24 protein-coding genes and 1 other annotated feature are annotated in these 26,459 nt (G+C 62.2%); of the genes, 7 read left to right on the top strand and 17 right to left on the bottom strand.

The window, feature by feature from the left end; translation table 11 throughout:
* From Q0K06_RS08885 to Q0K06_RS08845, 9 genes are all read right to left on the bottom strand, one after another.
* Positions 1–314: DEAD/DEAH box helicase family protein (locus tag Q0K06_RS08885; RefSeq protein WP_294551349.1), on the bottom strand; the 314-nt coding region annotated here is incomplete at its 3' end.
* Between the two features lie 55 nt (positions 315–369).
* A complete protein-coding gene (locus Q0K06_RS08880; RefSeq protein WP_294551347.1) occupies positions 370–1,050 on the bottom strand; it encodes a JAB domain-containing protein in 681 nt (226 codons plus the stop codon).
* A 75-nt stretch (positions 1,051–1,125) separates the two neighbouring features.
* Positions 1,126–1,800 carry an orotate phosphoribosyltransferase gene (pyrE, locus tag Q0K06_RS08875; protein WP_294551344.1) on the bottom strand — a complete coding sequence of 225 codons (675 nt, stop codon included), beginning with the start codon at positions 1,798–1,800 and terminating at the stop codon, positions 1,126–1,128.
* A gap of 166 nt (positions 1,801–1,966) precedes the next feature.
* Entirely contained in the window at positions 1,967–2,479 is a 513-nt protein-coding gene (locus tag Q0K06_RS08870) for a hypothetical protein (protein ID WP_294551341.1), read from the bottom strand.
* Complete coding sequence (gene coaD / locus Q0K06_RS08865; RefSeq protein WP_294551339.1) at positions 2,480–2,977, bottom strand: pantetheine-phosphate adenylyltransferase; 498 nt, start codon at positions 2,975–2,977, stop codon at positions 2,480–2,482.
* Positions 2,978–3,005: 28 nt separating this feature from the next.
* On the bottom strand, positions 3,006–3,551 hold the full coding sequence (rsmD, locus tag Q0K06_RS08860; RefSeq protein WP_294551336.1) for a 16S rRNA (guanine(966)-N(2))-methyltransferase RsmD: 546 nt from the start codon (positions 3,549–3,551) through the stop codon (positions 3,006–3,008).
* A gap of 6 nt (positions 3,552–3,557) precedes the next feature.
* Entirely contained in the window at positions 3,558–5,408 is a 1,851-nt protein-coding gene (gene uvrC / locus Q0K06_RS08855) for an excinuclease ABC subunit UvrC (protein ID WP_294551334.1), read from the bottom strand.
* Positions 5,409–5,951: 543 nt separating this feature from the next.
* Positions 5,952–6,215 (bottom strand): HPr family phosphocarrier protein, encoded by a 264-nt coding sequence (locus tag Q0K06_RS08850; protein WP_294551331.1) that lies wholly within the window; start codon positions 6,213–6,215, stop codon positions 5,952–5,954.
* Positions 6,216–6,407: 192 nt separating this feature from the next.
* Positions 6,408–8,783 carry an endonuclease MutS2 gene (locus Q0K06_RS08845; RefSeq protein ID WP_294551328.1) on the bottom strand — a complete coding sequence of 792 codons (2,376 nt, stop codon included), beginning with the start codon at positions 8,781–8,783 and terminating at the stop codon, positions 6,408–6,410.
* 228 nt (positions 8,784–9,011) lie between these two features.
* Between Q0K06_RS08845 and Q0K06_RS08840 the strand changes: the two genes are divergently transcribed.
* Positions 9,012–9,785 (top strand): alpha/beta hydrolase, encoded by a 774-nt coding sequence (locus tag Q0K06_RS08840; RefSeq protein WP_294551325.1) that lies wholly within the window; start codon positions 9,012–9,014, stop codon positions 9,783–9,785.
* 66 nt (positions 9,786–9,851) lie between these two features.
* Here the strand turns inward: Q0K06_RS08840 and Q0K06_RS08835 are convergent, their stop codons facing one another.
* Positions 9,852–10,505 carry a stage II sporulation protein R gene (locus tag Q0K06_RS08835; protein WP_294551323.1) on the bottom strand — a complete coding sequence of 218 codons (654 nt, stop codon included), beginning with the start codon at positions 10,503–10,505 and terminating at the stop codon, positions 9,852–9,854.
* A gap of 216 nt (positions 10,506–10,721) precedes the next feature.
* On the opposite strand from Q0K06_RS08835, the gene Q0K06_RS08830 reads away from it, so the two are divergent.
* Positions 10,722–12,140 carry an MATE family efflux transporter gene (locus Q0K06_RS08830; RefSeq protein ID WP_294551321.1) on the top strand — a complete coding sequence of 473 codons (1,419 nt, stop codon included), beginning with the start codon at positions 10,722–10,724 and terminating at the stop codon, positions 12,138–12,140.
* Positions 12,141–12,191: 51 nt separating this feature from the next.
* On the opposite strand, the gene Q0K06_RS08825 is transcribed toward Q0K06_RS08830, so the two are convergent.
* Together Q0K06_RS08825 and Q0K06_RS08820 are read right to left on the bottom strand one after the other, a co-directional pair.
* Complete coding sequence (locus Q0K06_RS08825; protein WP_294551319.1) at positions 12,192–13,325, bottom strand: YibE/F family protein; 1,134 nt, start codon at positions 13,323–13,325, stop codon at positions 12,192–12,194.
* Between the two features lie 152 nt (positions 13,326–13,477).
* Entirely contained in the window at positions 13,478–15,349 is a 1,872-nt protein-coding gene (locus tag Q0K06_RS08820; protein ID WP_294551316.1) for a metallophosphoesterase family protein, read from the bottom strand.
* A 262-nt stretch (positions 15,350–15,611) separates the two neighbouring features.
* Here Q0K06_RS08820 and Q0K06_RS08815 point away from each other — a divergent pair, with 262 nt between their 5' ends.
* The gene (locus tag Q0K06_RS08815; RefSeq protein ID WP_294551314.1) at positions 15,612–15,824 is read left to right on the top strand and encodes a DUF378 domain-containing protein; all 213 of its coding nucleotides are present in this window, start codon (positions 15,612–15,614) and stop codon (positions 15,822–15,824) included.
* 64 nt (positions 15,825–15,888) lie between these two features.
* Here the strand turns inward: Q0K06_RS08815 and Q0K06_RS08810 are convergent, their stop codons facing one another.
* The 5 genes from Q0K06_RS08810 to nagB all read right to left on the bottom strand — a co-directional run bounded on the left by Q0K06_RS08810 (position 15,889) and on the right by nagB (position 22,567).
* A complete protein-coding gene (locus tag Q0K06_RS08810) occupies positions 15,889–16,536 on the bottom strand; it encodes a class II aldolase/adducin family protein (protein ID WP_294551312.1) in 648 nt (215 codons plus the stop codon).
* 35 nt (positions 16,537–16,571) lie between these two features.
* On the bottom strand, positions 16,572–18,764 hold the full coding sequence (locus tag Q0K06_RS08805) for a DNA topoisomerase III (RefSeq protein WP_294551310.1): 2,193 nt from the start codon (positions 18,762–18,764) through the stop codon (positions 16,572–16,574).
* 72 nt (positions 18,765–18,836) lie between these two features.
* Positions 18,837–20,576: a beta-galactosidase family protein gene (locus Q0K06_RS08800; RefSeq protein ID WP_294551307.1), complete on the bottom strand. Its 1,740-nt coding sequence runs from the start codon at positions 20,574–20,576 to the stop codon at positions 18,837–18,839.
* 104 nt (positions 20,577–20,680) lie between these two features.
* Positions 20,681–21,799 (bottom strand): N-acetylglucosamine-6-phosphate deacetylase, encoded by a 1,119-nt coding sequence (nagA, locus tag Q0K06_RS08795; protein WP_294551305.1) that lies wholly within the window; start codon positions 21,797–21,799, stop codon positions 20,681–20,683.
* 42 nt (positions 21,800–21,841) lie between these two features.
* The gene (gene nagB / locus Q0K06_RS08790) at positions 21,842–22,567 is read right to left on the bottom strand and encodes a glucosamine-6-phosphate deaminase (protein ID WP_365924128.1); all 726 of its coding nucleotides are present in this window, start codon (positions 22,565–22,567) and stop codon (positions 21,842–21,844) included.
* Positions 22,568–22,855: 288 nt separating this feature from the next.
* On the opposite strand from nagB, the gene Q0K06_RS08785 reads away from it, so the two are divergent.
* The 4 genes from Q0K06_RS08785 to leuA all read left to right on the top strand — a co-directional run bounded on the left by Q0K06_RS08785 (position 22,856) and on the right by leuA (position 26,384).
* Positions 22,856–23,437 carry a DUF3793 family protein gene (locus tag Q0K06_RS08785; protein ID WP_294551302.1) on the top strand — a complete coding sequence of 194 codons (582 nt, stop codon included), beginning with the start codon at positions 22,856–22,858 and terminating at the stop codon, positions 23,435–23,437.
* A gap of 45 nt (positions 23,438–23,482) precedes the next feature.
* Positions 23,483–23,911, top strand: coding sequence for a flavodoxin (locus tag Q0K06_RS08780; protein ID WP_294551299.1), 429 nt, complete (start codon positions 23,483–23,485; stop codon positions 23,909–23,911).
* A 20-nt stretch (positions 23,912–23,931) separates the two neighbouring features.
* Entirely contained in the window at positions 23,932–24,342 is a 411-nt protein-coding gene (locus Q0K06_RS08775) for a metal-dependent transcriptional regulator (RefSeq protein WP_294551297.1), read from the top strand.
* Positions 24,343–24,395: 53 nt separating this feature from the next.
* Positions 24,396–24,628, top strand: a binding site (T-box leader).
* A gap of 64 nt (positions 24,629–24,692) precedes the next feature.
* On the top strand, positions 24,693–26,384 hold the full coding sequence (gene leuA / locus Q0K06_RS08770) for a 2-isopropylmalate synthase (protein ID WP_294551293.1): 1,692 nt from the start codon (positions 24,693–24,695) through the stop codon (positions 26,382–26,384).
* Positions 26,385–26,459: the final 75 nt, after the last annotated feature.

The following is a 26,459-nucleotide window of genomic DNA, read 5'->3' as shown; positions in this document are numbered from 1 at the left end:
TCGGTGTGGGGGATATAGGCCTCGGGCTGGTAGTAGTCATAGTAGGAGACGAAATACTCCACCGCGTTGTTGGGGAAAAATTCTTTAAACTCGGCGCACAGCTGGGCGGCCAGGGTCTTGTTGTGAGCCAGCACCAGGGTGGGCCGCTGGAGCTTCTCAATGGTCTTGGCCATGGTAAAGGTCTTGCCGGAGCCGGTAACGCCCAGCAGGGTCTGCTCCTGGAGCCCCAGCTCCACGCCGTTGGCCAGGGCCTCAATGGCCTGGGGCTGATCGCCCGCGGGCTTGTATTCGCTGACTACCTCAAATTTGGGCATACCATCACCTCGTACATCCATTCTATCAAAACGTATGTTCTATTGCAACCTCTAATTATCGTATTTCCACCAAAAAGCCGCTGTCCCGCATAGATACCATGTCGTCGTCCGCAAAAATCAAATGGTCGATGAGGAGCACGCCCACCTGCCGGAGCAGGTCGCGCAGGTAGAGGGTAGTCTGTTTGTCCTCGTCGGAGGGCAGAGCCAGGCCGGACACGTGGTTGTGGGCCAGAATAACACGGGCGGCATTGTGGTTAAGGGCGGCCTCCACAACAGACCGGGCCGTGACCTCGGCGGCGTTTACATTCCCCTCCCCTACCTTGGGACAGCCCAGGTACTTGCCCTTTCCGTCCATGCACAGAAGATAGACCATCTCGTTGCGGGCGCCGTAAAACAGAGGCGCAAACGTCTCACGGGCCGCCCAGGTGGAGTCCACAATGTCCTCCAGGCTGGCGCGGGACGCACCGTACCGCCTGCCCAGCTCCTTGACAACCCGGAAGAGCACCGCCGCCCGCTCCCCTACCCCCTTCACCTGGGAGAGGGCCTCCGGCCGGGCGTCCAGCACGCCCTGGAGGGAACCGAACCGGTCCAGCAGGTCGTGGGCCAGCGGGTTGGTGTCCTGCCGGGGCAGCACATAGAACAGCAGCAGCTCCAGCACCTTGTGGTCGGGAAAGGAATCCGGCCGGGCCATAAACTCCTTGCGCAGCCTCTCCCTGTGTCCCGTATGATCCGCCATATCCTTCCCTCCTCTCTGCCGTCAAAAGCGCAAAGACCTCTGCGGGAAATTGCCCGCAGAGGTCTTTGCCTGTTCTCAGGCCCGGGCGCCGTACTCCGTTAAATAAGCCTCCATACGGGCCTTCATGTCGTCGTCGATATACACCTTGCCATCCACCGGATTGTTGTGGAGGAAGGAGATGACCTCACGGACGGTGACAATGGGGAACACCCGGATGCCGTGCTCCTCCCGCAGCTCGTCCAGGGTGGTCTTGTCGCCGGTGCCCCGCTCCATGCGGTCCACAGACACCACCAGGGCCGTCAGATTTACGTCGGCCACATGCTTGAACAGCTCGATGGTCTCCCGGACGGCGGTGCCGGCGGTGACCACATCCTCCACGATGACCACATTGTCCCCGGCCTGGGGCTTGTAGCCCACCATGGAGCCTCCCTCGCCGTGGTCCTTGGCCTCCTTGCGGTTAAAGCAGTAGGGCAGATCCCGGCCATAGTTCCGGTACAGGCTGGAGGCAGCCGCCACCGCCAGCGGAATGCCCTTGTAGGCAGGGCCAAAGAGACAGTCCACACCGTCAGGCAGGTTCTCCTGGATGCAGGCGGCGTAGTAGTCGCCCAGCTTGGAGGCCTGGGCGCCGGTCTTGTAGTTGCCGGTGTTGATGAAGTAGGGGGTCTTGCGCCCGGACTTGGTGGTGAAATCACCGAAGGTCAGCACGCCGGAGCGCACCATAAAAGTGATGAATTCTTCTTTGTAGGTCATGGTAAATCCGCCCTTCCTGAAATCAGTCGAAATATTATACCACCGGAAAGCCATGTTCACAAGCATGAATTGGGTGAAATATCTCTCCACGCCAAAAGCACCCCAACCATTACGCAGTATCCGTGCTGCCTAACGATTGGGGTGCGTTTTTCGCCGAAATTGGGTGTTACTCGTTCTCCACTGCCACGTCGAAGGCGGGCCGCTGGGACGCGCCGGAGGCGGCGGCGCTGGCAGCCCGGAACTTGCTCCGGCTGGCCTTCAGCTCCTCGTAGGCCTCTCCGATGGCCTCCTCGGTGCGGCGGAGGGCGTCCTCGCAGTAGTCGTTGGCCGACTTGCGCAGCTCTCTGGCCCGCTCCTCGGTCTGGCGGAGAATCTCGCTGGATTTCTGCTTGGCACGGGCCATGATCTCCTCCTCGGAGAGCATCTGCCGGGCCTGGTCCTCCGCCTGCTTGCGGATCAGGTCTGCCTCACGCTTGGCGGAGGCGATATAGTCGGTGCGGGCCGCGATGAGCTTCTTGGCCTCGTTCAGCTCCATGGGGAACTGGGCCTTGATGTCATCCAGCAGATCCAGAGCCTTGTCCCGCTCGATGATACACTTCTCACTGGACAGAGGCACGCCCTTGGCCTCGTCTATCAGCTCATAGAGCATGTCCAGCAGTTCTTCCACGCCAGTCGCCATTTATCTGTTCCTCCTGCTTTTCATCTTTTCGTTTACATCGTCAATAATCTCCCGGGGGACAAAGTCGGACAGATCCGCTCCGTAGTAGGCCATCTCCTTCACCACGCTGGAGCTCAGGTAGGTGTACTTGGCGCTGGAGGGCAGGAACATGGTGTCCAGCCGGGGATTGAGCTTGCGGTTGATGAGGGCCATCTGGACCTCCTTCTCGTAGTCGGACACGGCCCGCAGGCCCTTTACCACCACGCAGGCCCCCACCCGTTTGGCGTATTCCGCCAGCAGGCCGGAGGACCGGTCCACCTCTACGTTGGGCAGGCGGTCCACTACCCTGTGGATGAGCTCCACCCGCTCTTCAGGGGTGAAGAGGCCCCTGTTTTCCTTCTCGGAATTCACCATCACGCAGACGATGAGCTTATCAAAACAGACCGCCGCACGTTTGATTACGTTCAGGTGGCCCAGTGTAATAGGGTCGAAGCTGCCGGGATATACCGCTGTTTTCACTGGAATCTCTCCTTGCTTTGGGGAAGCGTTATATGGTGCGCCGGTACAGCGTCACCTTAATCTTGCCGTAGCGGTACTCCCGCCCCTTCTCATAGGGGGCGCTGAACTCGGGCAGAACCTGTTCCGCCCCGCTTTCGCAAACTATTATACCATTCTCGGACATGATGTCAATCTTTGCGATAACCTCCAGCGCCCGTTCCAGCAGACCGGAGGCGTAGGGCGGATCCAGAAAGACCAGGTCGAACTTCTCCCGGCAGCCGGTGAGGAAGGCGATGCTGTCACCCTGCACCACCTTGCCCCGGGCCTCAAAGCCGCAGGTCTTCACGTTCTCCCGGATGACAGCGGCGGCTTCCTTCCGCAGGTCCACGAAGGTGCACCGCGCCGCGCCTCGGGACAGAGCCTCGATGCCCAGCTGGCCGGTGCCGCCGAAGAGGTCCAGCACATTCCGCCCCTCCACGTCAAACTGTACGATATTGAAAATGGACTCCTTCACCTTGTCGGTGGTGGGCCGGGTCTCCATGCCGGGCAGCTCCTTAAGCCGCCTGCCCCGGGCCGTTCCTGTAATAACACGCATGGTCTCTCATCCTTTCCCGTCCTCCGGTTTGGACTCCTGAGTCCCCCGGAAATAGTCGTAGACGGCCTTGGCCGTGTTCCTAGGCACCGCCGCCTCCAGCTCTTCCAGAGTGGCGGCCTTGATATTCTTGACGCTTTTGAAGTGTTTCAGCAGATCCGCCCGGCGTTTTTCGCCCACGCCGGGGATTTTGTCCAGCACCGAGCCCTTCACCCGCTGATTCTGCTGCTGGCGGTGGAACTCGATGGCAAAACGGTGGGTCTCCTCCTGAATCTGGCCGATGAGAGAGAACACCGCCTGATTGGCCTGGATGCCAATCTCCCGGCCCTCCGGCGTGACCAGGGCACGGGTGCGGTGCCGGTCGTCCTTCACCATACCGAACACCGGGATGGAAAGCCCCAGGGTCTCCAGCACCTTCACCGCCACCTTGGCGTGGTTCTCGCCGCCGTCGATGAGGAGCAGGTCGGGCAGATCCTTGAATTTCTCGTCCCCGTCCAGATAGCGGCGGAAGCGGCGGGTGAGCACCTGCTCCATGGAGGCGTAGTCGTCGGGGGCGTCCATGTCCTTGAGCTTGAAGCGGCGGTAGTCCCGCTTCAGGGGCCGGGCGTTCTGGTAGACCACCATGGAGGCCACGATGTCGTCGGCCCCCTGGTTGGAGATGTCGTAGCTCTCCATCCGCATGGGCGGCTTGTCCAGCTTGAGCATCCTGGCCAGCAGCTCCAGCAGCTTGGAGGTCCGCTCCTCCTTGGTGGTCCAGCGAGCCACCTCTTCCTCCGCGTTCTTGTTGGCCAGACGGATCAGGTCCATCTTGGCGCCCCGCTGGGGGGTGACCAGGTTCACCCGGCGGCCCGCGTTCTCGGACAGCAGCCGGGCCAGGGGCACCTCGTCCTCAATCTCACAGGGCAGGAGAATCTGTCTGGGCAGCTGATTCCGCTCCCCGTAGTACTGCCGCACCAGGGCGGACACCACGTCGGCGATCTCCTCCTCCATGGGCGTCTCCATCAGGTCCCAGTCCTTGGCGGCCAGCTCGCCGTCCACGTAGTGGAGCACCACGAAGCAGCTCTTGGCCGTACCCCGGTGGAAGCCCACCACGTCGGTGTCCGCCAGACTGCCCGCCATCACCTTCTGCCGCTTGCCCAGCAGCTCAATGGCACGGTACCGGTCCCGCAGCTCGGCGGCCTTCTCAAACCTCAGCTCCTCGGCGGCCTGCTCCATCTCGGCCTGAAGCTCCTCCCCCACCTCCTTGAACTGCCCCTCCAGCAGCCGGATGGCCTGGTCGATGGCGTCCCGGTACCGCTCCTGGGTCATGCCGAACCGGCAGTAGCCGTCGCACAGCCCCATGTGGTAGTTCAGGCAGGGCCGCTCCTTGCCGATGTCCCGGGGAAACTTCCGGTTGCAAGAGGGCAGCTTGAGGGCGGCCCGGAGGGCGTCGATGATGCCCTGGGTACTGCCCCGGCTGCCGTAGGGCCCGAAGTAGCGTGCCCCGTCGTCAGCCGCCTTGTTGGCCAGGGAGAACCGGGGGTAGTCCTCGTTGACGGTGAGGCGGATATAGGGATAGCCCTTATCGTCCTTGAGGAGAATGTTGTAGTGGGGCTGGTGGCGCTTGATGAGGGAGCTCTCCAGCACCAGAGCCTCAAATTCGCTGTCGGCCACAATGACGTCAAAGTGGTCAATCTGGCTGACCATGGCCCGGGTCTTCTCCGTGTGGGAGGCCAGGTCGGCAAAGTACTGGCTCACCCGGTTCTTCAATGCCTTGGCCTTGCCCACATAGATGACCACGTTGCGCTTGTCCTGCATAATATACACACCCGGCTTCAGCGGCAGGGCATGTGCTTTTTCTTTCAGTTCATCAAATGTCATGGGTGTTGATTCCTGCCCTCCCCTGTCTGCCGGACTTCCTTCATGCCCTGCCGCTGGGCGCGTCAGCGCCCCGGCGCTCTGCGCCGTCCAAGCGTTTTGCGGAGCAAACCTTGATGCCGGGGCGATTCACTCGCCCCGTGCAGATAATATCATTTCCCGGGTCCCCAAATGCGCCCGCGCATTTGGGACAGGGCATGTGCTTTTTCTTTCAGCTCATCAAATGTCATATGTTACTGTTCCTGCCCTCCCCTGTCTGCCGGACTTCCTTCATGCCCTGCCGCTGGGCGCGTCAGCGCCCCGGCGCTCTGCGCCGTCCAAGCGTTTTGCGGAGCAAAACCTTGATGCCGGGGCGATTCACTCGCCCCGTGCAGATATGACTATTTCCCGGGTTCCCAAATGCGCCCGCGCATTTGGGACAGGGCATGTGCTTTTTCTTTCAGTTCATCAAATGTCATGGGTGTTGATTCCTGCCCTCCCTATCTGCCGGGCTTGTTCCGCGGATAAAAAAAGCGCCGCAAATGCGGCGCTTTTTGTCGGATGGCGTTACTCAGAGAAGTTGGATGCAATCAGCTCCACCAGAGCATCGACCGCCTCTTTCTCATCGGGGCCGTCGGCGATGAGGTTGATGGAGGTACCCTTCACGACACCGAGGGAAAGTACACCCAGCAGGCTCTTGGCGTTCACTCGGCGCTCATCCTTCTCAACCCAGATGGAACTCTTAAACTCATTGGCCTTCTGGATGAAGAATGTGGCGGGTCTGGCGTGCAGGCCAACCTGATTGTTTACGACTGCCTCTTTCATATACATAAGCGTTTCCCCCTAAGATGCGTTTATGAAGTCGCATACTTTCCTGTATAGGATATCAAATTTGCACCAAACAGTCAACGACATTTTGCACAAAATCCAATGTCCATTCTTTTTCTGCCCTCAGGCAGCCGGTTCTGGGTGAATTTATATTCTCCGGTGCGGACACCGTCCTTTAGCGGCGGACATTTCCCGTTACCGAAGCTCCGCCACCGTCACGCCGTCCTCTCCTTCGCCATAGCGGCCGGGGCGGAAGGACTTCACATACCGGCTGCGCTTCAGGTGCTCCCGCACCGCCTTGCGCACCGCGCCGGTACCCTTGCCGTGGATAATAGTGACGGTCTCCAGCTTGGCCAGCATGGCGTTGTCCAGAAAGCTGTCCAGCGCCGCCACGGCCTCATCGGTCATCATCCCCCGCAGATCCACCTCCGAAGAGGCGCCCACGGTGCGCAGCTGGCGCTCCGCCCGGTGGATGATCCGCTGGGTCTGCTTTTTGCTGCCGTCCTCCTCGGTAACCCGGACCTCGTCCTGCTTGGCGGTGATCTTCAGGATACCCGCCTGGAGCTGAAGGCTTCCATCCTTGTTGACGGCCAATACCTGGGCCTTGGTGCCGCCCATCTTCACCAGCTCCACCGTATCTCCCGCTTTGGCGGGCCGGGTGGGCGGCGGCGCAGGCTCCTCAGGCCGGGCGCCCAGGGCGTCCTCCGCCTGGTTGAGCCGCTGGCGCAGCCCTGCCCGCTCCTCGTTCACCTTCTGCCAGTCCTCTTCCTTCCGCTGGCGGCGGCGCATCTCGTTGAGCTCCTTGAACACGCTGTCGGCGGTGTTCCGGGCCTCATCCAAAATGGCCCGTGCCTCCGCCTGGGCCTTCTCCACCGCCTTGGCCCGCTCCTTCTCCAGCTTGTCCCGGTACTCCCGGGCCGCACGGGCGGCATCCTCCATCTCCCGGCGCAGCTTCCGGGCCTGCTCCTTCTCCTGCTCCATCTGCTGGCGCTGCTGCTCCAGACGGGTGATCACGTCCTCAAAGCGGACGTTTTCCGCGTCAATACGGGCGGAGGCCTTGTCGATGACCTCCCTGGGCAGGCCCAGCCGCTCGGAGATGGCGAAGGCGTTGGACTTGCCGGGGATGCCGATGAGGAGCCGGTAGGTGGGGGCCAGGGAGTTGACGTCAAACTCACAGGAGGCGTTCTCCACCCCGGCGGTGGTCATGGCGTACACCTTCAGCTCGGCGTAGTGAGTGGTGGCGGCCACCAGGGCCCCCAGCTCCCGGGACTGCTCGATGATGGCGGCAGCCAGGGCCGCGCCCTCGATGGGGTCGGTGCCCGCGCCCAGCTCATCGAAGAGGATGAGGGTCTTGTCGTCCGCCTCCTTCAGAATGCCCACAATGTTCACCATGTGGGAAGAGAAGGTGGAGAGGCTCTGGGCGATGGACTGCTCGTCGCCGATATCGGCCAGTACGCGGTCGAAAATCATCACTGTGCTGTCGTCCGCCACCGGAATGTGGAGTCCACACTGGGCCATCAGAGTCAGCAGACCGATGGTCTTCAGGGTGACGGTCTTGCCGCCGGTGTTGGGGCCGGTGATGACCAGGGTATCAAAATCCCCGCCCAGGTACAGGTCGTTGGCCACCGCCTTGTCGGGGTCCAGCAGGGGATGGCGGGCCTGCCGCAGACAGATGCCACGGCTGACGATTTTGGGCTCGCTGGCCCGCATCCGGTAGGACAGCTTGGCCCGGGCGAAGATCACGTCCAGCATGATAAGCAGGTCGTAGTCCTGGGCGATGTCCTCCTTGTGGGCGGCGCAGTCGGCGGACAGCTCGGCCAGGATCCGGTCAATCTCCTTCTCCTCGTCGGCCTGGAGCTCCCGCAGCTCGTTGTTGGCCTTCACCACCCCCATGGGTTCGATGAAGAAGGTTCCGCCGGAGGAGGACACGTCGTGGACCAGGCCGGGCACGTCGTTCTTGCACTCGGAGCGCACGGGCACCACATACCGGTCGGAGCGCATGGTGATAATGGGCTCCTGGAGATACTTTGCCTGGGAGGATGAAATGAGCTTCTGGAGAATGTCCCGCACCTTGGCGGAGGTGGCCCGGATATGCCGCCGGATGGAGGCCAGCTCGGGGCTGGCCGAGTCGGCGATCTCATTCTCCCCCAGGATGGAGCCGGTGATCTTGTCCTCCAGGAACCGGTTGGCGGTGAGAGAGGCGAAGAGATGGTCGATGCAGGTCTTGCCGCTGTTCTCCCCGGCGGCGTAGTCCCGGGCGGAGCGGGCCGCCCGGAGGACGGCGGCGATGTCCAGCAGCTCCCTGGTGTTGAGGGCGCCGCCCATGTCCGCCCGCTGGAGGGAGGCCGCCACCGGCTTCACCCCCGACAGGGACGGGCTGCCCCGCAGGGCGGTCATGCTGACCGCGGCGGTGGTCTCGGCCTGGAGGCGCTGGACGTCGTCGGCGTCGGTGAGGGGGCGCAGGGCCATGCAGCGCTCCTTGCCCTCCTCGGTCACCGCCTGCCCGGCCAGCTTCTCCAGCACCCGGGGCAGCTCCAGAGTGTGGATGGATTTTTCAAATAAGTCGGTCATAGAACATACCTCACGGAAATTTCCTTTATGCTTTTATCATACACCAAAAACCGCAAGAGGAACAGAGGCTATGGAGAGAAAGCCCTGCATAAAATATTTCGCCCAATTTTATTCTGTAATTTCTTCCATTTTTATCTATTATGTCCACAGGCGCCCACTTGTATTGTCTGCTGTCCGGCGCTATAATGGCGCCATCTCCGGCCCCCTTTCTTTTTGGAGGAATGCTCTATGAATTTCCATGAGTTCGGCAGCAGCACCAATCCCCATATCATGCTCATCCATGGCGGCGGGAACGCCTGGTGGAATTACCTCCGCCAGGCCAAGGCTCTGATGGATCGCTACCATGTCATCCTCCCCACGCTGGACGGACACGGCGAAGAATCCGCCCTTCCGTATCACTCCACTGAAGAGGAGGCGCAAGCGCTTCTGGACTATATTGACCGTTGCTGCGGCGGGCACCTCTTTGCTCTGGGCGGCGTGTCCCTGGGCGGCCAGATCGTCATGGAGCTGCTGGCCCAACGGCCGGATGTTGCCCAAAAGGTTATCATCGACGGCAGCATCTGTTATCCTCAGCCCGGCATGGCCCGCTTCTCCATCGCCGTGGTGCGCCTGTGCGGCTGGATGCTCTTCAGCCGGTGGAGCTGCCGTGCCCAGATGGCCATGATGCGCTTTCTGCCCGAAAAGATGCGCTTCCCAGACGAAATCGCCCGCTATTACCTTCAAGACATGCCCCGCGTACGCCGGGAGACACTGTACGCCATGTACCGCAGCTATATGATGCACTATACCTTGAAGGAGTCTGTGGCACTGACCTCAGCCGAGGTGATGTACTGGTACGGAGAAAAAGAGAGGCGGTGCGTCAAAGAGTCCGCCCAGCAATTCCGTGCCCTGGTGCCATCCTGCCGGATTTATGAGGCCAAGGGCTGTAATCACGGCTACCTGGCTGTCTATCTGCCTGAGGAGTGGCTGGCCGTTGCGCTTCCCTTTTTGGAGGCGCCCTGAATCACCCCCACATTTGAACGCAAAACAGCGGCGGAGCATTTGCTCCGCCGCTGTTTTCAGTCTTTATCAGCGGTTCTCCACCCAGGCGCAGAACCGGTCCCACAGCTCTATGGCCTTGAATTTGACCACATATCCCTCGTTTTCGCCGGTGATGAGGGAAATTTCATCCTCACTGAAGCCCGCCGAAGCGGCGGTTTCCGCCGTGGTCTCGGTGACCGAGCCCAGGCACAGAGGCGGAAACACCACACACCACCAGTTCTGTCCGCCGCCCTCGCCGATGACGATGCGCAGGGCGGTGTACTCCCCGGCGGGCAGGGCAAAGTCCTCGTACTCCTTGGTGGGGAACCACACATTCTCCTCCAGGGAGGCGGTGACCGGGTAGCTGTACCCGGCCTCCCCCACGGTCTCCGCGCCTGCGGCCGCCAGGTCGCCCAGCCGGGCCGTGATGGCGGCCTCCGCCTGCTCACGGGTCAGCCCCTGGTCAAACAGGTCCCCGGCCTCAGACAAAATCCGATCCCGGACCTGGAGCTTGAGGGCCTGGTCCGCCGGGTCGTCGGAGTTGGCAATGACATGGAGGCGGATGACCTTGTCCGCCAGGGCGGACTGCTCCGCCCCAAGCGCGCCGCCTGCCAGCGCAGCCACCGCCGCACCCAGCAGCAGGGCCAGTTCCCACCGGCGCAGGGTATGTCCGCCGTCCCTCTTCTGTTTACGTTTCAGCACTGGATACCACCGTCCCAAATATGTAATCCGTTTTCGCCGGGTTTCCGCCCGGCCTGCGGATATTGTGGACATCCTGTTCCGCATTTATACCTTTCGCAGGAAAAACACGTAAAATTTGTGTAAAACACACCTTGTAAAATGGAAATTCAATGCTACAATAGAGGTCCGCTGCTATCAATGTAATTCTGGGGTGTACGAAAGGGGAGACAGATGAAGATGGAAGCGCAGACGCCCGTCAAATCCGCTGAACGGGAGCAGAAGCCGCTGTTCAGCCGCCAAGCGCTGATGCGGCTGATCATCCCGCTGGTAATTGAACAATTTCTTCTGATGTCTGTGGGTATGGCGGACACGGTGATGGTCACCACAGCAGGCGAAGCGGCGGTATCCGGCGTCTCCCTGGTGGACAACATCAACACCCTGATGCTTCAGATCTTCGCTGCCCTCAGTACAGGCGGCGCGGTGGTGGTGTCCCAGTACCTGGGCCGCAAGGAGCCGGAGCACGCCAGAACCGCCGCCAAGCAGCTGCTCTACGTGGTGACGGCCCTCTCTGTGATCATCATGGCGGCGTGCATTCTCTTCCGGGAGCACCTGCTCTTTTTGATTTTCGGCAATATCAATGACGACGTCATGGACTCCGCCGTCGCCTACTTTATCTCCACCGCGCTGGCCTATCCCTTTATGGCCCTGTACAACGCGGGCGCAGCTCTGTTCCGCTCCATGGGCAACTCCAAGGTGTCCATGTTCAACTCCCTTATTGTCAACATTGTCAATATCACCGTCAACGCCATTCTGATTTTTGGTTTCGATATGGGGTCCCTGGGCGCCGGCATCGGCACCCTCACCTCCCGTATTGTGGCGGCGGTAATTATCCTGTTCCTGCTCCAGCACCGGGACTGCATCCTGCGCATCCACCACATGTTCCGCCTCGAGTTCCACTGGGTCATGGTACGGCGCATCCTCACCATCGGCATCCCCACCGGTCTGGAGAACGGCCTGTTCCAGGTGGGAAAGCTGGTGGTGCTCAGCCTCATCACCTCCTTTGACGCCGGGGTCAACCTGGCGGTGGTGGGTTCCGCTGTGGCCGCCAACGCCATCGCCAACAGCGTGGCCGGCGTCATCAATGTGCCCGGCCAGGCCATCGGCCTGGCCATGGTCACCGTGGTGGGCCAGTATGTGGGCGCCCAGTCCCTGGACGAAGCGGTCCGGTACACCCGCAGGCTGATGATCATGGCCTATGTCTCCATGGGCACCATGGCCGTCATTCTCTTCTTCTGTGCGGGCTGGTTGGTCACTCTCTTCAATCTGAGCGCCCCTGCCGCCGCCATGGCCGCCCAGGTGCTACGTTGGAATTCCGTTTTCGTTCTGCTCTTCTGGCCCATGTCCTTCACCCTGCCCAACGCCCTCCGGGCTGCCGGCGACGCCATGTTTACCATGGCTGTGTCTCTTGTCTCCATGTTTGCCTGCCGCATTGTTCTCAGCTACGTGCTGGGCGCCGACGCAGTCTTTGGTATCCCCATGATGGGCCTCCACCTGCTGGGCGTGTGGATCGCCATGTTCTGCGATTGGGTGGTCCGGGCTGTGTTCTTCCTGGTTCGATTCTGGCAGGGCAAGTGGAAGCAAATCAAGCTTATCTGACTTAACCGCTGCAAAAGCGGTGCACCGCAAACACGGTGCGCCGCTTTGTTATTATGCCTTGGCAGGCCGCCGCCAGGTATAGAGCAGCACGGCCAGCGCCACGGTGACAGGGACCGCCAGCACAATGCCGAAGCTGCCTGACAGGCCCTGCATAATGGCAATGCCGATGTTGTTGGAGTTAATCATCTGCTGATAGGGCAGGTCGTAGGCGTAATCCAGCACCAGCATGGAGATGCTGCCGCCGGCAAAGGCCAGGATCAGGGTGTTGGAGTCCGTCCCCATCATGTCGCGGCCCACGTGCATGCCGGCCTTGAACAGCTCCGCCCGGGAGATAGCCGGGTTCTGGGCGTGGATCTCCGCGATGGCGCTGCCGATGGACATAGCGACATCCATCACCGCCCCCAGGCTGGAGATAAGCAGCCCGGAGAAGAGCAGTCCCCCCACCTGCACGCCGCTTGTGCTGGCCAGGGTGAGCAGGCTCTCAATGTCAGATACGTTCCAGCCCGTAATGCCGGTGGCCATGCTGAACAGGCTGGCGGCCAGTCCGGCAATGACCACGCCCGCCACGGTTCCGCCAGTGGCCACCAGTGTCTTCATGGTAGGGCCGCCAATGAGATACATGGTGACCAATGTGGTAATCACGCAGATGAACACCGCCACCCAGAAGGGAGACCAGCCCTGGTAGACCAGGGGCAGGTAGACAAAGATGATACAGAAGAAGGTGAACACCAGGCCCAGGGCGCCTTTGAGGCCCTGCTTTCCGCCTACCAGACAGAGCACCAGCAGATAGGCGGCGGCAAAGGCGTAGATCACCCACTCCCGGTCCTGGGAGTAAACGCTGGTGATAGTGGAGTCTCCTGCCACGCTCTGCATGACCACAACCTTCATACCCACGGTGCACCCTGCGCCGAAGAGGTAGCCGGAGGCGCTGGTGGTCTCCAGCTCCTGACCGGCCCGGACGCCGGTGGTCATACGCACCAGCACCCTCTGCTCTCCCACCCGGGAGCCGTCCGGCATCAGGTTGTCCTGGAGAATCTCGGTGACAACGCCCTTTTCAAAGGTCTGACCCTCCCGGCTCACCAGCGGAATTTTCTCTCCCTGGTTGAGACGGACGGTAAAAAGCAGAAACAGGGCCAGCAGCACCAGCGGAATGCCCCAGCGCAGGAAAAACTTCTTGATATGCAATGTTATTCAGCCTTTCTCTCAGAACCCGGACTTTCTGTGGAAAACGCACTTTTCCCGTCCGCCGGTTCGAAGGGTGATAGACAGCATTTTCCCGGCGGCAATGCCGCCGGGAAAATGCTGCCCATATGGGTTCAGACTCAGAACAGGGGGACTCAGGCGCCCAGGTTCACACCCAGGGTGGCCAGGAACGCGGCGGGGACATAGTAATTGCCCTCGGCCAGCACAGCGCCGGTGGTGGCGGCAGCGCCGTTCACGGTCAGGTTCAGGGTGGCGGCGGAGCCGGCGGTGGGCAGGGCGGCGGGTACCGCGTCGGTGTAGGCGGCGCCGGTGGTGACCACCACGCCGTTGTTCTCCCAGGCCACGTTGAACTGGCTGGCCGTGCCGGAGACAGAGGCGGCCACGTCCCGCAGGCGATAGTAGGTCTCGCCGTTCTGGCTCAGGGTGGCCACAGAGCCGGTGCCGTTCTTCTCGATGGTAAAGGTGTCGTCAATGGCCTCTACCTTGCCGTCGCCGGTGATCTGGTAGGTGGTGATGGAGAAGGAGTTGCTGTCCATCTCGATGACGGAGTAGCTGGGCAGCCAGTTCTGGCTCCGGGCGGCAATGTAGTCCTGCTGGGTGCTGATGAGCTCGTAGAACTTGGAGCCGGAGGCGGAGTTTGCGGTCATATACAGGGTGCCCTTGGGGTTGACCACGGTGTTGCTGGTGGTAGTCTCAATGGTGTAGCACTTGTTGTCGGCCTGGAAGGCGTCGTGAGCGGCGGTGCCGGCGGTATCGCCCTCCTCCGGGTACAAGGGGATCTTCTCGTTGTTCTGGGTGTTGTAGGCGTTGTTCCAGTCGTAGTCGCTGCCCTCGTCGTTCAGACGGAACTCGTAGGTGCCGTGCGTCTGGCCGTCGCCGTAGAGCATCTTGGAACGGCTGTAAGTGTGGTCATGGCCCTGGAGCACCACATCGATGTCGTACTCATCAAAGATGGGGGTCAGCTGGGTACGCAGAATCATGCCGTCGGTGTCGGAGTGGTCCAGGCCGGTGCCGTAGATATCCTGGTGGATGGTGACCACGCGCCAGGCGGCGTCCGGGTCGGAGGCGACAGCCTCCTGGATGGCCTTCTCATGCTCCGCCACATTGTAGTTGTTGGTGTTGAGCACAATGAACAGGCCGTCGCCGTAGGAGTAGTAGTAGTCGCCGCCGGCCTGGGTCTTGCCGTACTCGGTGGCGTTGGGGTTGTTGAAGTGGTACATGTAGTCGGGATTCAGGGAGTCGTGGTTGCCGATGGTGGTAGCCACAGGCAGGCTGGCAAGCACGTCGGGGGACAGATAGCCGGCGTACTCCTCCTCCTTGGCCTGGCCGGTCTTGTTGACCTGGTCGCCGGCGGAGATAATGAAGTTCACGTCAGGGTTCTGCTGGGTGGCAATCTCCAGCGTGCGGTTCCAGCCGAAGGCGTCGTTGCGGGCGGCGGTGTTGGCCGCGCCGGAGTCGGCCACCAGGGCCTCGCCGTTCTGAGGCTGTCCCTTGGAGGCGCCGATCTGGGGGTCGCCCACGTAGAGCATCTTGACGGTGTCAAAGCTGCCGGTCTTGTACTCCTGGACCTCGGTCTGGACGCCGTTCTTCTCCACCGTGTAGTAGTAGGTGGTGTTGGCCTTCAGGCCGGTGACAGTGACGTAGTTGTAGTCATAGGCCACGCCGCCGGTCAGGCTGTCATCCACCTGGGCAGATGTGCCGGTGAAGGCGGTCAGGCTGCTCCTGTCGGTGCCGAAGTGAACCACAGGGGTGGCTGCCTTGCCGCTCTCCGCCTTGCTGTACCAGGCGAAGTTCAGCTGGGTCTCATCAGCGCCGGGGGTAAGGGACACCTGGGTGTAATCTGTGGCTACGCTCTCCCACTCGCTCACCCAGGCTTGCCACTCGGCGGATCCGCCGGTAACGCTGCCGTCGTTGTAATTGGCTGTGGCCGCCATGGCCAGGGGACCGACACCCAGGAGCAGCGCGCCGCTGAGCATTCCGGCCAGGATCTTTTTCCTTGTCTGCATTTCGTCCAACTTCCTTTACGGTTTGGTTTTTGTTCAACAGAACCACAGGCAATATAGCACTCCATTTTCCCTTTTTCAATGCATCTTTCATAGCTTTTTCAGCATATTTACCTAGACTTTACTTTATAATATTTTGGAAAATAAAATTCTTTTTATGCTGTCAGTCATTTTACCTGAATGGATTTTCCACCTGATGGCGCATAATCCTCTCTCTCCCGGGAGAAGCTATCCCCGGAATCCAATCTGAGGAGGTCTCTTCGCGATGATTATCGATAAAATTGCCCTGATTCTCGCCATCGTCGGCGGACTTAACTGGGGCAGCATCGGCATTTTCGGATTCGACCTGGTGGCGTTTGCCTTCGGCGGCTCCGACAGCGCCGTCTCCCGGGTGATCTACACCGTCATCGGCCTTGCCGCCGTGTGGTGTATCTCCCTTCTGTTCCGGGACCGGGACTCTGACAATGGCAAGACCTAAAAAACGGGAGCGCGGCGTTCAACCGCGCTCCCGTTTTTCTATTTTATCTTGCGCTGTTCTGCACTCATTGTTTCTGGCCGTAGCCCAGCAGCTGCCGCCGGACGTCCGCCATCTCCTCCCCAGTCAGCACCACAGGCGTCCCTATCGCCATGCAGCGCCACTGGATTTCAGCGGTAAATTCCATATCCACAGCCATGGCGAAGGCCTCCGCCATGCTGCCGCCGCAGACTACCAGTCCGTGGTTGGCCAGCAGCACAGCCTTTCCGCTGCCCATGGCCCGGGCAGCGTTCTCCGCCAGCGCATGAGTTCCGTAGGTTGCATACTCCGCGCAGGGAATTTCATCTGCGCCTGCGTTTGCCATGGCATAATGCACTGCCCGGAGCGGCTGCCGCAGGCAGGCCAGGGTCGTGCAATATACGGAGTGGGTGTGCACCACTGCTCCGGCATCCGGGTGCAGCCGGTAAATCCCGGCGTGAAGCTGGTGTTCACTGGAGGGTTTTCGACTTCCCTCCACAATATGCCCGTCCAGATCCATGATCACCACATCCTCAGGCTCTGTGGAAAAGTAGTCCAGCCCAGAGGGACTGATGGCCATATAGCCCAATTCGGGGTCGAAGCAGGACAGGTTGCCGCTGGTTCCCCTGGAGAGTCCCTGTCCGCTCATCTGTCTGCCGTAGGACGCAATGGCCCTGCGCGCCTCTTCCATCAGCATAAACCGCGTCACATCCTTCCCTATTCTATTTTGGGTTATGACTTTCCGCTCTGCTCCAGCCACTTTTTCAGCTGTTCCGCCATGGCTGAGGAGCCCTGCTCCTCCTGCCGGGCCTGCTGCTCCAGGTAGCGGCGCACGTCCCCCTTGCCGGCGGACTTCTCCGAGCGGCGCTTCTTGAAGTCGCTCAGCTTCTCCCGGTAGCCGCACACACAGGCAAACATCTGCTTCTCCCCCTCGCCCCGCAGCTCCATCTTCTTGTGGCAGTTGGGGCAGCGGGCGTTGGTGATCTGCTTGACGCTGCGGCGGTAGCCGCACTCCCGGTCGGGGCACACCAGCATCTCGCCCCGCTTGGTCTTGACCTTGAGCAGGTACTTGCCGCAGTCGGGGCAGGGACTGCGGGTCTGGTTGTCGTGGTGGTAGGACGCGTCGCTGGCCTTGACCTCGCTCACCAGCCGGGCGGCGTAGGACTTCATCTCCCCCACAAAGGCGCTCTCCTTCTCCCTGCCCTGGGCGATGTCTCCCAGCCGCTTCTCCCACTTGGCGGTGAGCTGGGCGCTGCGCAGGTCGGAAGGCGCCAGTTCCACCACCTGGATGCCCTTGGAGGTGGGGTAGAGCTCCTTGCCCCGCCGCTCAATATAGAAGGCGGAGAACAGCTTTTCGATGATGTCCGCCCGGGTGGCCGGGGTGCCCAGGCCGCCGGTCTCCTCCAGAATCCGGGACTGCTCCGCGTCCTTCACCTGGGCCTGTGGGTGCTCCATGGCGGTGAGCAGGGTGGCCTCGGTGTACCGCTTGGGCGGCGCGGTCTTGCCCGCGTTGATTTGCAGCCCGGTGAGGGAAATCCTGTCCCCCTGGTTCAGGGGCGGCAGGTTCTGGTCCGCGTCCTCGTCCTCCGCTGTATTCTCGTCCTCCTCCAGGGTGAAGCGGCTGTATGCCGCCTTCCAGCCCTGGTCCTTCACAATCTTGCCCCGTGCGGTGAAGGTCTCCCCGTCCACCGTCATGGTCAGGCAGATTTCCTCGTAGGTGAAGGGAGGCAGCAGCACCGCCAGGAACCGGCGGACCACCAGGTCGTAGATGTTCCGCTCCGGACCGGTGAGCCGCCACAGGTCGGGCTGCTCCTCGGTGGGGATAATGGCGTGGTGGTCGGTGACCTTGGCGTTGTTGACCAGGTACCGGGTCTGGAGAGGACGGCTGCGCATAATCTGCTGGGCCAGGGGCTTGTACTCGTCCACCATTACGCTGCGCAGCCGCTCCGGCAGGGTGGGTACCACGTCGTCGGAGATATAGCGGGAGTCGGTGCGGGGATAGGTGAGCACCTTGTGAATCTCGTAGAGATTCTGCATGATGGACAGCGTCTCCTTGGCGGAGTAGGCGTACTTCCGGTTGGCGTCCCGCTGGAGCTCGGTCAGGTCGTAGGCCGGGGGCGGCGGCGTCTGCTTCCAGGTCTTTTTCACCTGGGTGAGCACGCCGGTCTTGCCCTCCAGCTTCCTGGCCAGGGCCTCGGCCTGCTCCCGGTCAAAGATTCTGGCCTGGCCCTTCTTGTCCCGCCAGGTGGCGGTGAAGCCGGGGGTCTTGGCCGCCAGGGTAAAGAAGTCCTTGGGCACAAACCGGCGGATCTCCTGCTCCCGGTCCACGATGAGGGCCAGGGTGGGGGTCTGGACCCGCCCGGCGGAGAGCTGGGCGTTGAACTTGCAGGTGAGCGCTCTGGTCACATTCAGGCCCACCAGCCAGTCGGCCTCGCTGCGGGCCCGGGCGGAATAGAACAGGTTGTCGTACTCCGCCGCCGGGCGCAGATGGGCGAAGCCCTCCTTGATGGCCCTGTCGGTCTGGGAGGAGATCCACAGCCGTTTGGCCGGCTTCTTCCAGCCCGCCTTCTCCATGATCCACCGGGCCACCAGCTCGCCCTCGCGGCCCGAGTCGGTGGCGATGACCAGGTCGGAGATGTCCCCCCGGCGCATGAGGGCCTGGACGGCCCGGAACTGGCGGCCGGTCTGGGGGATGACCTGGGTTTTCATCTTCTCGGGCAGCATGGGCAGGGTGAGCATGTCCCACTTGGCCCAGGCTTTGTCATACGCCTCTGGGGGCGACAGCTCCACCAGATGGCCCAGGGCCCAGGTGACCACGTACCGGTCCCCCTCCAGGCAGCCCTCTCCCTGTCGTTTGCAGCCCAGCACCCGGGCCAGCTCCCGGCCCACGGAGGGTTTTTCTGCCAGTACCAGCGTCTTGGACACCGTCCTCACGCTCCTTTTTTCGAAATCATAGCAACAGTATAACCCGGCGGCGGGAAAAAGGCAATGCGCTCCTCAGCCCAGGCCGGGCTCCCCCGCCAGGGCCACCGTCCCGGGCGCCCGTCCCTCGCTCTCGAAGAGAATCAGCTCATTCTCCCCCTCCCTGAGCATGGGGGCGGGAATATACAGTCTGCGCTGGGGTCCGATGTCCCAGAAGCGGCCGATGTTCACCCCGTTGAGCAGGGCGCAGCCCTTCCCCCAGCCCGCAGTGTCCAGGAAGGTATCGCCCCGCTCCTCTGCGCGGAAGGTGAAGCGGTGGAAGGCGGGCCCCTCCGACTGCACTCCGAACTTCAGGCCCTCCAGCCCCTCCATAGGTAAGGTCCACGCCTGCCAGGGCGCCACCGGAACGCCGTCCAGCAGCACGGGGCCGTCGATGCCCTTGCGCTGGCAGACCATTTGGGGGCCGTAGTTCACCCGGCCCAGGTTCTCCACCAGAATGTCCAGCCGGGTGTCCTTCTCCAGCACCCAGTCCACGCTGTGGGCCCCCTCCAGTTCCCGGTCCATCAGGGTGAGCGCCGGCACCCCGTCCAGGAAGATCAAGGCCCGGTCCGCCGCGTTTGTCAGTTCCAGCGATTTTGCCCTGGTCCCGGCGGGCAGCGCGGCGCGGTAGAGGATATAGCCGCAGCTCTGGCCCAGCCGCTCCATGGATTTTGGGGTGTCCAGCTCCGCGGGACATCCCAGGCTGTCCAGGGCGTCAAAGAGCCCCACCCGTCCCACAGCCTTCAGAGTGCCGTAATCCCTGCGGACAATCTTTGTGGTCAGCTCCACCCGGGGGATGGGGGCATATTTTCCGATGACGTTTTGGAAAGCCCGGTATTTTTCCGTCTCCCGGCCGTCCTCGGTAAGGGGGGAGTCGTAGTCGTAGGAGGTCACGTCGGGAGTGAGATGGTCAAAGTAGTTGGAGCCGTTGTACAGCCCTGGATTGGTGCCGCCGTGGAACATGTAGAAGTTCACGCTGCCCTGGCGCAGGATCTCGTCCAGGTCGGCGGCGTTCTCCTCTGCTCCGGCTGTGTGGTGTTCCTCTCCCCAGGCATCAAACCACCCCACCCAGAATTCGGTGACCATCAGCGGCCCGCCCTGGGTGTGGGGCCGGAGCACCTCCAGCTTCTCCGCCGCGCCGGAGCCGAAGTTGATGGTGGCCAGCGCACCCGCCACGCCGCCGCGCTCCAGTGCGCCGGGGTGAAGGTTGTCCGCCGTGATGAAGGGTACGGCGGCGCCGTTCTCCCGCATCAGAGCAGCCAGGCCCTCCAGGTAGGCCCGGTCCTCCCGCTCCCAGACGCCGAACTCGTTCTCCACCTGCATCAGCAGCACCGGCCCGCCCCGGTCAATCTGCATGGGGGCCAGTTCCCGGAACAGACGTTTGTAGTACCTGGCCACATGGGAGAGGAAGGGGCCCTCAGAGGACCGGAGGGGCATGTCCTCTCCCGCCAGCAGCCAGGCGGGCAGGCCGCCAAACTCCCACTCGGCGCAGATGTAGGGCGAGGGACGGACAATGGCGTACAGCCCCGCCTCCTGGGCCGTGCGCAGAAAGGCGGCCAGGTCCAGCCCGCCGTCAAAGCGGAACTGCCCCGGCGCCGGCTCGTGGAGATTCCAGGGCACATAAGTCTCCACGCAGTTGCAGCCCATGGCACGCAGTTTTTCCAGCCGGTCACGCCAGTAGGCCGGATGGACCCGGAAGTAGTGGATGGCGCCCGAGATAATTTTGAAGGGCGCGCCGTCCAGATAGAATTGCTCTCTGATTTCAAAACGCTTCATATGATGCCTCCCTGTGCTGCGGACCTCCGCCCCAGCGGCGCGGTCTGGTCCCGGATCGAAAACAGCCGTCCCGGTGTGGGACGGCTGTTTTCAGTTTTGTCCTGTTATCTTACCACTTTGCCCTTGAAAATCACATTGCGGATGGTCAAGTCCTTGTTGAGCAGCACCACGTTGGCCCACTTGCCGCACTCCAGGCTGCCGCACCGGCTGTAAATGCCGATGGCCCGGGCCGGATTCACCGCCGCCGCCCGCACCGCGTCTGCCAGGGGAATGCCGAAGGACACCGCCGTGCGCATGCAGTCCATCAGGTCGGTCACCGAACCGGCCAGAGTGCCGTCGGCCAGGGTGGCGTGCTTGCCCTTCTTGACCACCGGCTGGCCCCCCAGGGTGTAGTCCCCGTCGGCCATACCGGCGGCCCGCATGGTGTCGCTCACCAGCACTACCCGGTCCGCGCCGAACAGCCTGAACACCGCCCGTACCACCGACGGATGGATGTGCACTCCGTCGCAGATCAGCTCCACCCGGCAGTCCGGCGTGTCAAAGGCCGCGCCTACCACGCCGGGAGCGCGATGGGTGAAGGGAGGCATCGCGTTGAAGAGATGTGTCACATGGCTGGCGCCTGCCGCAAAGGCGGCCATGGCCGTGTCGTAGCCGGCCGTGGTATGGGCGATGGACACCCGCACCTCATTGGAGGCGGCCCGTATGAAGTCCATGGCCCCCTCCACCTCCGGCGCCACCGACACCAGCTTCACCAGTCCGCCGGACACCTCCTCCAGTTTATGCAGCAGCTCCATATTGGGCTTCTGGAGCCAGTCGCCGTTCTGGGCCCCCTTCTTGGCCATGGACAGGAAGGGACCCTCCAGATTGATGCCGCACAGGCTGGCCCCCGGCTTCTCCGCCCTCCGGTGGGCCGCCGCCACAGCGCACATCTGCTCCAGCGCCTCGGGCAGCAGCGTCATGCCCGCCGGGCAGATCTGGGTCACGCCCCGGCTCAGCTCATACTCCGCAATGGCGGCCAGGCCGTCGGCGTCTCCGTCGGAGAAGTCGCATCCCACCGCGCCGTGAAAATGGATGTCCGTCAGGCCGGGAATGGCATAGCACCCCCCGGCGTCCAGCACCTCTCCGCCGCAGTCCCGGTCGGTCAGCATACAGCCGTCCACATACAGGTCCCGGCTGACAAAGGTTCCTCTGGCCTCAAATACCTGTGCGCCTGTAATTTTCATTGCATATTCCTCCTTGCGCCGTCCGGCGCATATGTCGCTTTCTTAAAGCTTGGACAGGGCCGCCCTGTCCGCCACCAGGGTCACATCAGGGTGGAGCTGCAGGATGGAGGCGGGCAGCTGGGGGGTCACAGGGCCCTTCACCATGCCGTACACCGCGTCCGCCTTGTCCGCGCCGCTGGCCACCATCACAATCTTCCGGGCGCCCATGATCACGCCGATGCCCATGGTCAGGGCCTGGCGGGGCACCTCGTCCCGGGAGGCGAAGAAGCGGGCGTTAGCCTCGATGGTGCTCTCAGTCAGGTCCACCACATGGGTGGGCACCACGAACTCGCCGCAGGGCTCATTAAAGCCGATGTGGCCGTTGCGGCCCACGCCCAGCAGCTGCAGGTCGGCGCAGCCCAGGCTGCGGACAAAGGCGTCGTACCGGGCGCACTCGGCCTGGGCGTCCTCAGCCAGGCCGTTTGGCACATGGGTGCACTCGGGCCGCACGTCCACATGGTCAAACAGGTTGTGCTGCATGAAGTAGCGGTAGCTCTGGTCGTGGGCGCCGGAGAGCCCCTTGTACTCGTCCAGGTTCACCGTGGTCACCCCGGCAAAGGAAATCTTGCCCGCCCTGTAACGCTCCACCAGCCGCCGGTAGGTGCCCACGGGAGAGGAGCCGGTGGCCAGACCCAGCACACACTCCGGCTTCAGGATCACCTGCGCCGCAATGATGCGGGCCGCCTTCTCGCTCATCTCTTCGTAGTTTTCCGCTGCATAAATCCGAATCATGGCACGTTTCTCCTTTTTCATTCTTATCCCTGCCCATCCGGGCTTCTTCTTAATCCTATTCTAACTTCCGCTTCCCATTTAAGCAAGGCCAGATCCTGCGTATTTTTTATCCAATCGTCTTTCTTCTCTCTTCTGCTCCTCCATCCCTGCAAATTTCCCGTTGACATTCCCGGTACAGTGTGGTATCTTTCAATTGTTAGTTAGTCTTAGCTAACCAATTTCGCAGCTGCGCTGCCTTTTCTTTTTCCGTATAGTTAGCATAAACTAACAGAAAGGAGTCCCAGCATGACCTACCTCCGCTTCGAACGCTCTGTGGCCTACCATTGCGCCCCAGCCCTGGTGGGACTGAAGCCCGCCTGTCTTATCTCCCTGTCAGCGGCGGACTACCCCGCCCTGCCCAGGCTGGCCGTAGCCTACTCCCGCCGCCTGACAGAGCGGGGTGTCCGGCTGGAGGTCCTGTGCCAGTGCCGCAGGCGCTTTCTCCTGCTGGTCTATCGGCCCAAGCTGCTGGAACAGTGCCTCAGCTCTCCTCCGGTGGCGGCGCTGCTGGAGAAGGCGGGCTATCCCGTCGGAGGCTCCTGGGCCGTTCTGCTCGGCTGCCTCAGCAGCCGGATTGCCGCAGAGGGCGATTTTCCCCATGAGCTGGGTCTCTTCCTGGGCTATCCCCCTGAGGACGTAGTGGGCTTCATGGCCAGCGGCGGCAGCGGCTGCCGCCTGTGCGGCGAGTGGAAGGTCTACCAGGATGTGGAGGGCGCCAGGCGGCAGTTTCAAAAGTTCGCCCTCTGCCGGGCCGCCCTGTGCAGGCGGCTGGAACAGGGGTGTTCCCTGCTGAGCCTGCTGGGCGCGGCAGAGCGTCCGGCGGCGTGATATTCAATCATTCTCTCTGCTAATAAAATTCAAGGAGGCTTTATTATGAGCAAGCTTGCAGTCATCTATTGGAGCGGCACCGGAAACACCGAGGCTATGGCCCAGGCCGTGGCGGAGGGGGCCCGGGAGGCCGGGGCCGACGTGTCCCTCTTCTCCGTGTCTGAAATCACTGCCGCAGATGCCGCCGGGTATGACCGCCTGGCCCTGGGCTGCCCCGCCATGGGCGCCGAGGTGCTGGAGGAGGGGGAGTTTGAACCCTTCTTCGAGGCGCTGTCCGGCAGCCTGTCCGGCAAGCCGGTGGCTCTCTTCGGCTCCTACGGCTGGGGCGACGGTCAGTGGATGCGGGACTGGTATGACCGTACCGCCGCTGCCGGCGCGGTCCTCCAGGGCGGCGAGGGGCTCATCTGCAACGAGACGCCTGACGGCGACGGTCTGGCCGCCTGCCGGGCGCTGGGCCGGACCCTGGCAGGCTGAGGAAGGAGGTGCCGGAAGCCATGGAACTCTCCCAGACCGCATGCCGTTACCTGCTCACCATCTATGAACTGAGCGGCGGCCTGGACGCCGTGCGCTCGGTGGACGTGTCCCGGCGGCTGAACGTGGCCCCCTCCAGCGTGGCCCATATGCTGGGCATTCTGGATCGGGAGGGGATGATTGAGCGGCGGCGTTACGGCCGGGTGCGTCTCACCCCCGCCGGCCTGCGCGCCGCCAACAGCCTCTACACTGACCGGATTCTTCTGGAGGCCTACCTGCGGGAGCACCTGGGTGTGGACGGCGGCACCGCCCGGCTGGACGCCGACCGGTGCCTGTGCTGTCTCTCCCCCGCCACCCGAGAGCGGATGAGCGAGATGGTCCTCTCCGGCACGCCCATGCCCTCGGTACTCTTCCGTCAGGCCATGTGCTCCTGAGCTTTTACTTGACAAATGTCCTTTCCTGGGCTAAAATAGGTGCAATCACATTGCAAAAGGCGAGGAAGGGAAGAAGGCGCGGCAGGTCCCGCTCAGAGAGCCGGTGGTTGGTGCGAACCGGCGCGAGGACGCCGTGCGGATACTGGTCCCTGAGCCGTTCGCCCGAACCTCAGTAGGGCGGAACGTCCGGCCCCGTTACCGGCCACGGCCTTGTTGGAGGCCAATGAGCGCCTGCTGGAGACGGCGGGCGGAAGCAGGGTGGTACCGCGTATTATACGCCCCTGACCTAATTGTTTTAGGTCAGGGGCGTTTTTCGTCCCCTGACCGCATGACCAAAGGAGGTCCCTGTTATGAAAAAAGCCTATGAAAAGTATATCCCCTTTGTCCCCCTGAAAATGGAGCACCGCACCTGGCCCGACAAGCAGATCACCAAGGCCCCCATCTGGTGCTCAGTGGACCTGCGGGACGGCAACCAGGCCCTGGTGGACCCCATGAACCTCCAGGAGAAGCTGGAGTACTTCCACACCCTGGTGGACATCGGCGTGAAGGAGATTGAGATCGGCTTCCCCTCCGCCAGTGAGACGGAATACGAGATCTGCCGGGAGCTCATTGAGGGCGGCCACATCCCCGACGACGTGACCATCCAGGTGCTGGTCCAGGCCCGGCCACATCTCATCCAGAAGACCTTTGAGGCCATCCGGGGCGCCAAGCACGTCATCCTCCACTTCTACAACTCCACCTCCACCCTCCAGCGCAAGGTGGTGTTCCACATGGACATGGACGGCATCACCAAGATCGCCACCGATGCCGCCAAGCTCATCTACGAGCTGTCCCAGCCCGTCATCGCCGAGGGCATGGACCTGCGGTACGAGTACTCCCCCGAGTCCTTCATGGGTACCGAGATGGACTACGCCGTGGAGATCTGCCAGGCGGTCATTGAGGCCATCCACGCCACGCCGGAGAAGAAGATTATCCTCAACCTGCCCACCACGGTGGAGAACTGCATGCCCAACTACTTCGCCGATGAGCTGGAGTACTTCATCTCCAAGCTGCCCAGCCGGGACAGCGCCATCATCTCCCTCCACCCCCACAACGACCGGGGCTGCGGCGTGGCCACCGCCGAGATGGGCCTGCTGGCCGGCGCGGAGCGGATTGAGGCCACCCTGTTCGGCAACGGCGAGCGCACCGGCAACGTGGACATGGTCACCCTGGCCATGAACATGTACACCCAGGGCGTGGACCCGGAGCTGGACTTCTCCGACATCAACAAAATCAAGGCCATGTACGAGCGGTGCACCAAGATGAAGGTGGGCGAGCGGCAGCCCTACGCCGGCGAGCTGGTGTTCACCGCCTTCTCCGGCTCCCACCAGGACGCCATCAACAAGGGTACCGCCTACATGGAGGAGAGCGGCAGCGAGTACTGGGAGATCCCCTACCTGCCCATCGACCCCGCCGACGTGGGACGGCAGTACGAGCCTATCATCCGCATCAACTCCCAGTCGGGCAAGGGCGGCGCCGCCTACGTCATGCACCACAACTTCGGCTTTGACCTGCCCAAGGCCATGCACCCCGAGTTCGGCCACATCGTCCAGGTGGAGACCGACCGGGTAGGCACCGAGCTCAAGCCGGAGCGGGTCTACGAGCTGTTCAAGGAGAACTATATCGACGCCACCTCGCCCTACCAGCTGGTGCGCCACTCCTTTGCCGAGTTTACCGACGAGGAGGGCCACTCTCATGTTACCTTCGCCGGTACCATCCGCCACAAGGACACCACCTTCCAGGTCAACGGCTCGGGCAACGGCCCCATCGACGCCTTCTTCAACGCCATCCACGGCCAGAAGATGGACCGCTTCACCTTTGTGGACTACAAGGAGCACGCCATCACCGACGGCTCCGACTCCATGGCTGTGGCCTACATCCAGCTGCGGGACCAGGAGGGGAAGGACCACTTCGGCGTGGGTATCTCCCACAACATCAATCTGGCGCCCCTCAAGGGCATTCTGTCCGCCATCAACCGGGCAGTCAGCGGCAAAGAGGCGTAAGAAAGTCACAACCTCCGGCTAAGCCGGAGGCTTGATTAAGCCCTATAAGGGCATAATACAGACAATACCCCTAAA

Source organism: uncultured Pseudoflavonifractor sp. (assembly GCF_944387805.1).
GTDB lineage: Bacteria > Bacillota > Clostridia > Oscillospirales > Oscillospiraceae > Pseudoflavonifractor.
Note: the sequence above shows the minus strand (reverse complement) of the source record. Positions and strands in the feature narration are given on the sequence as shown.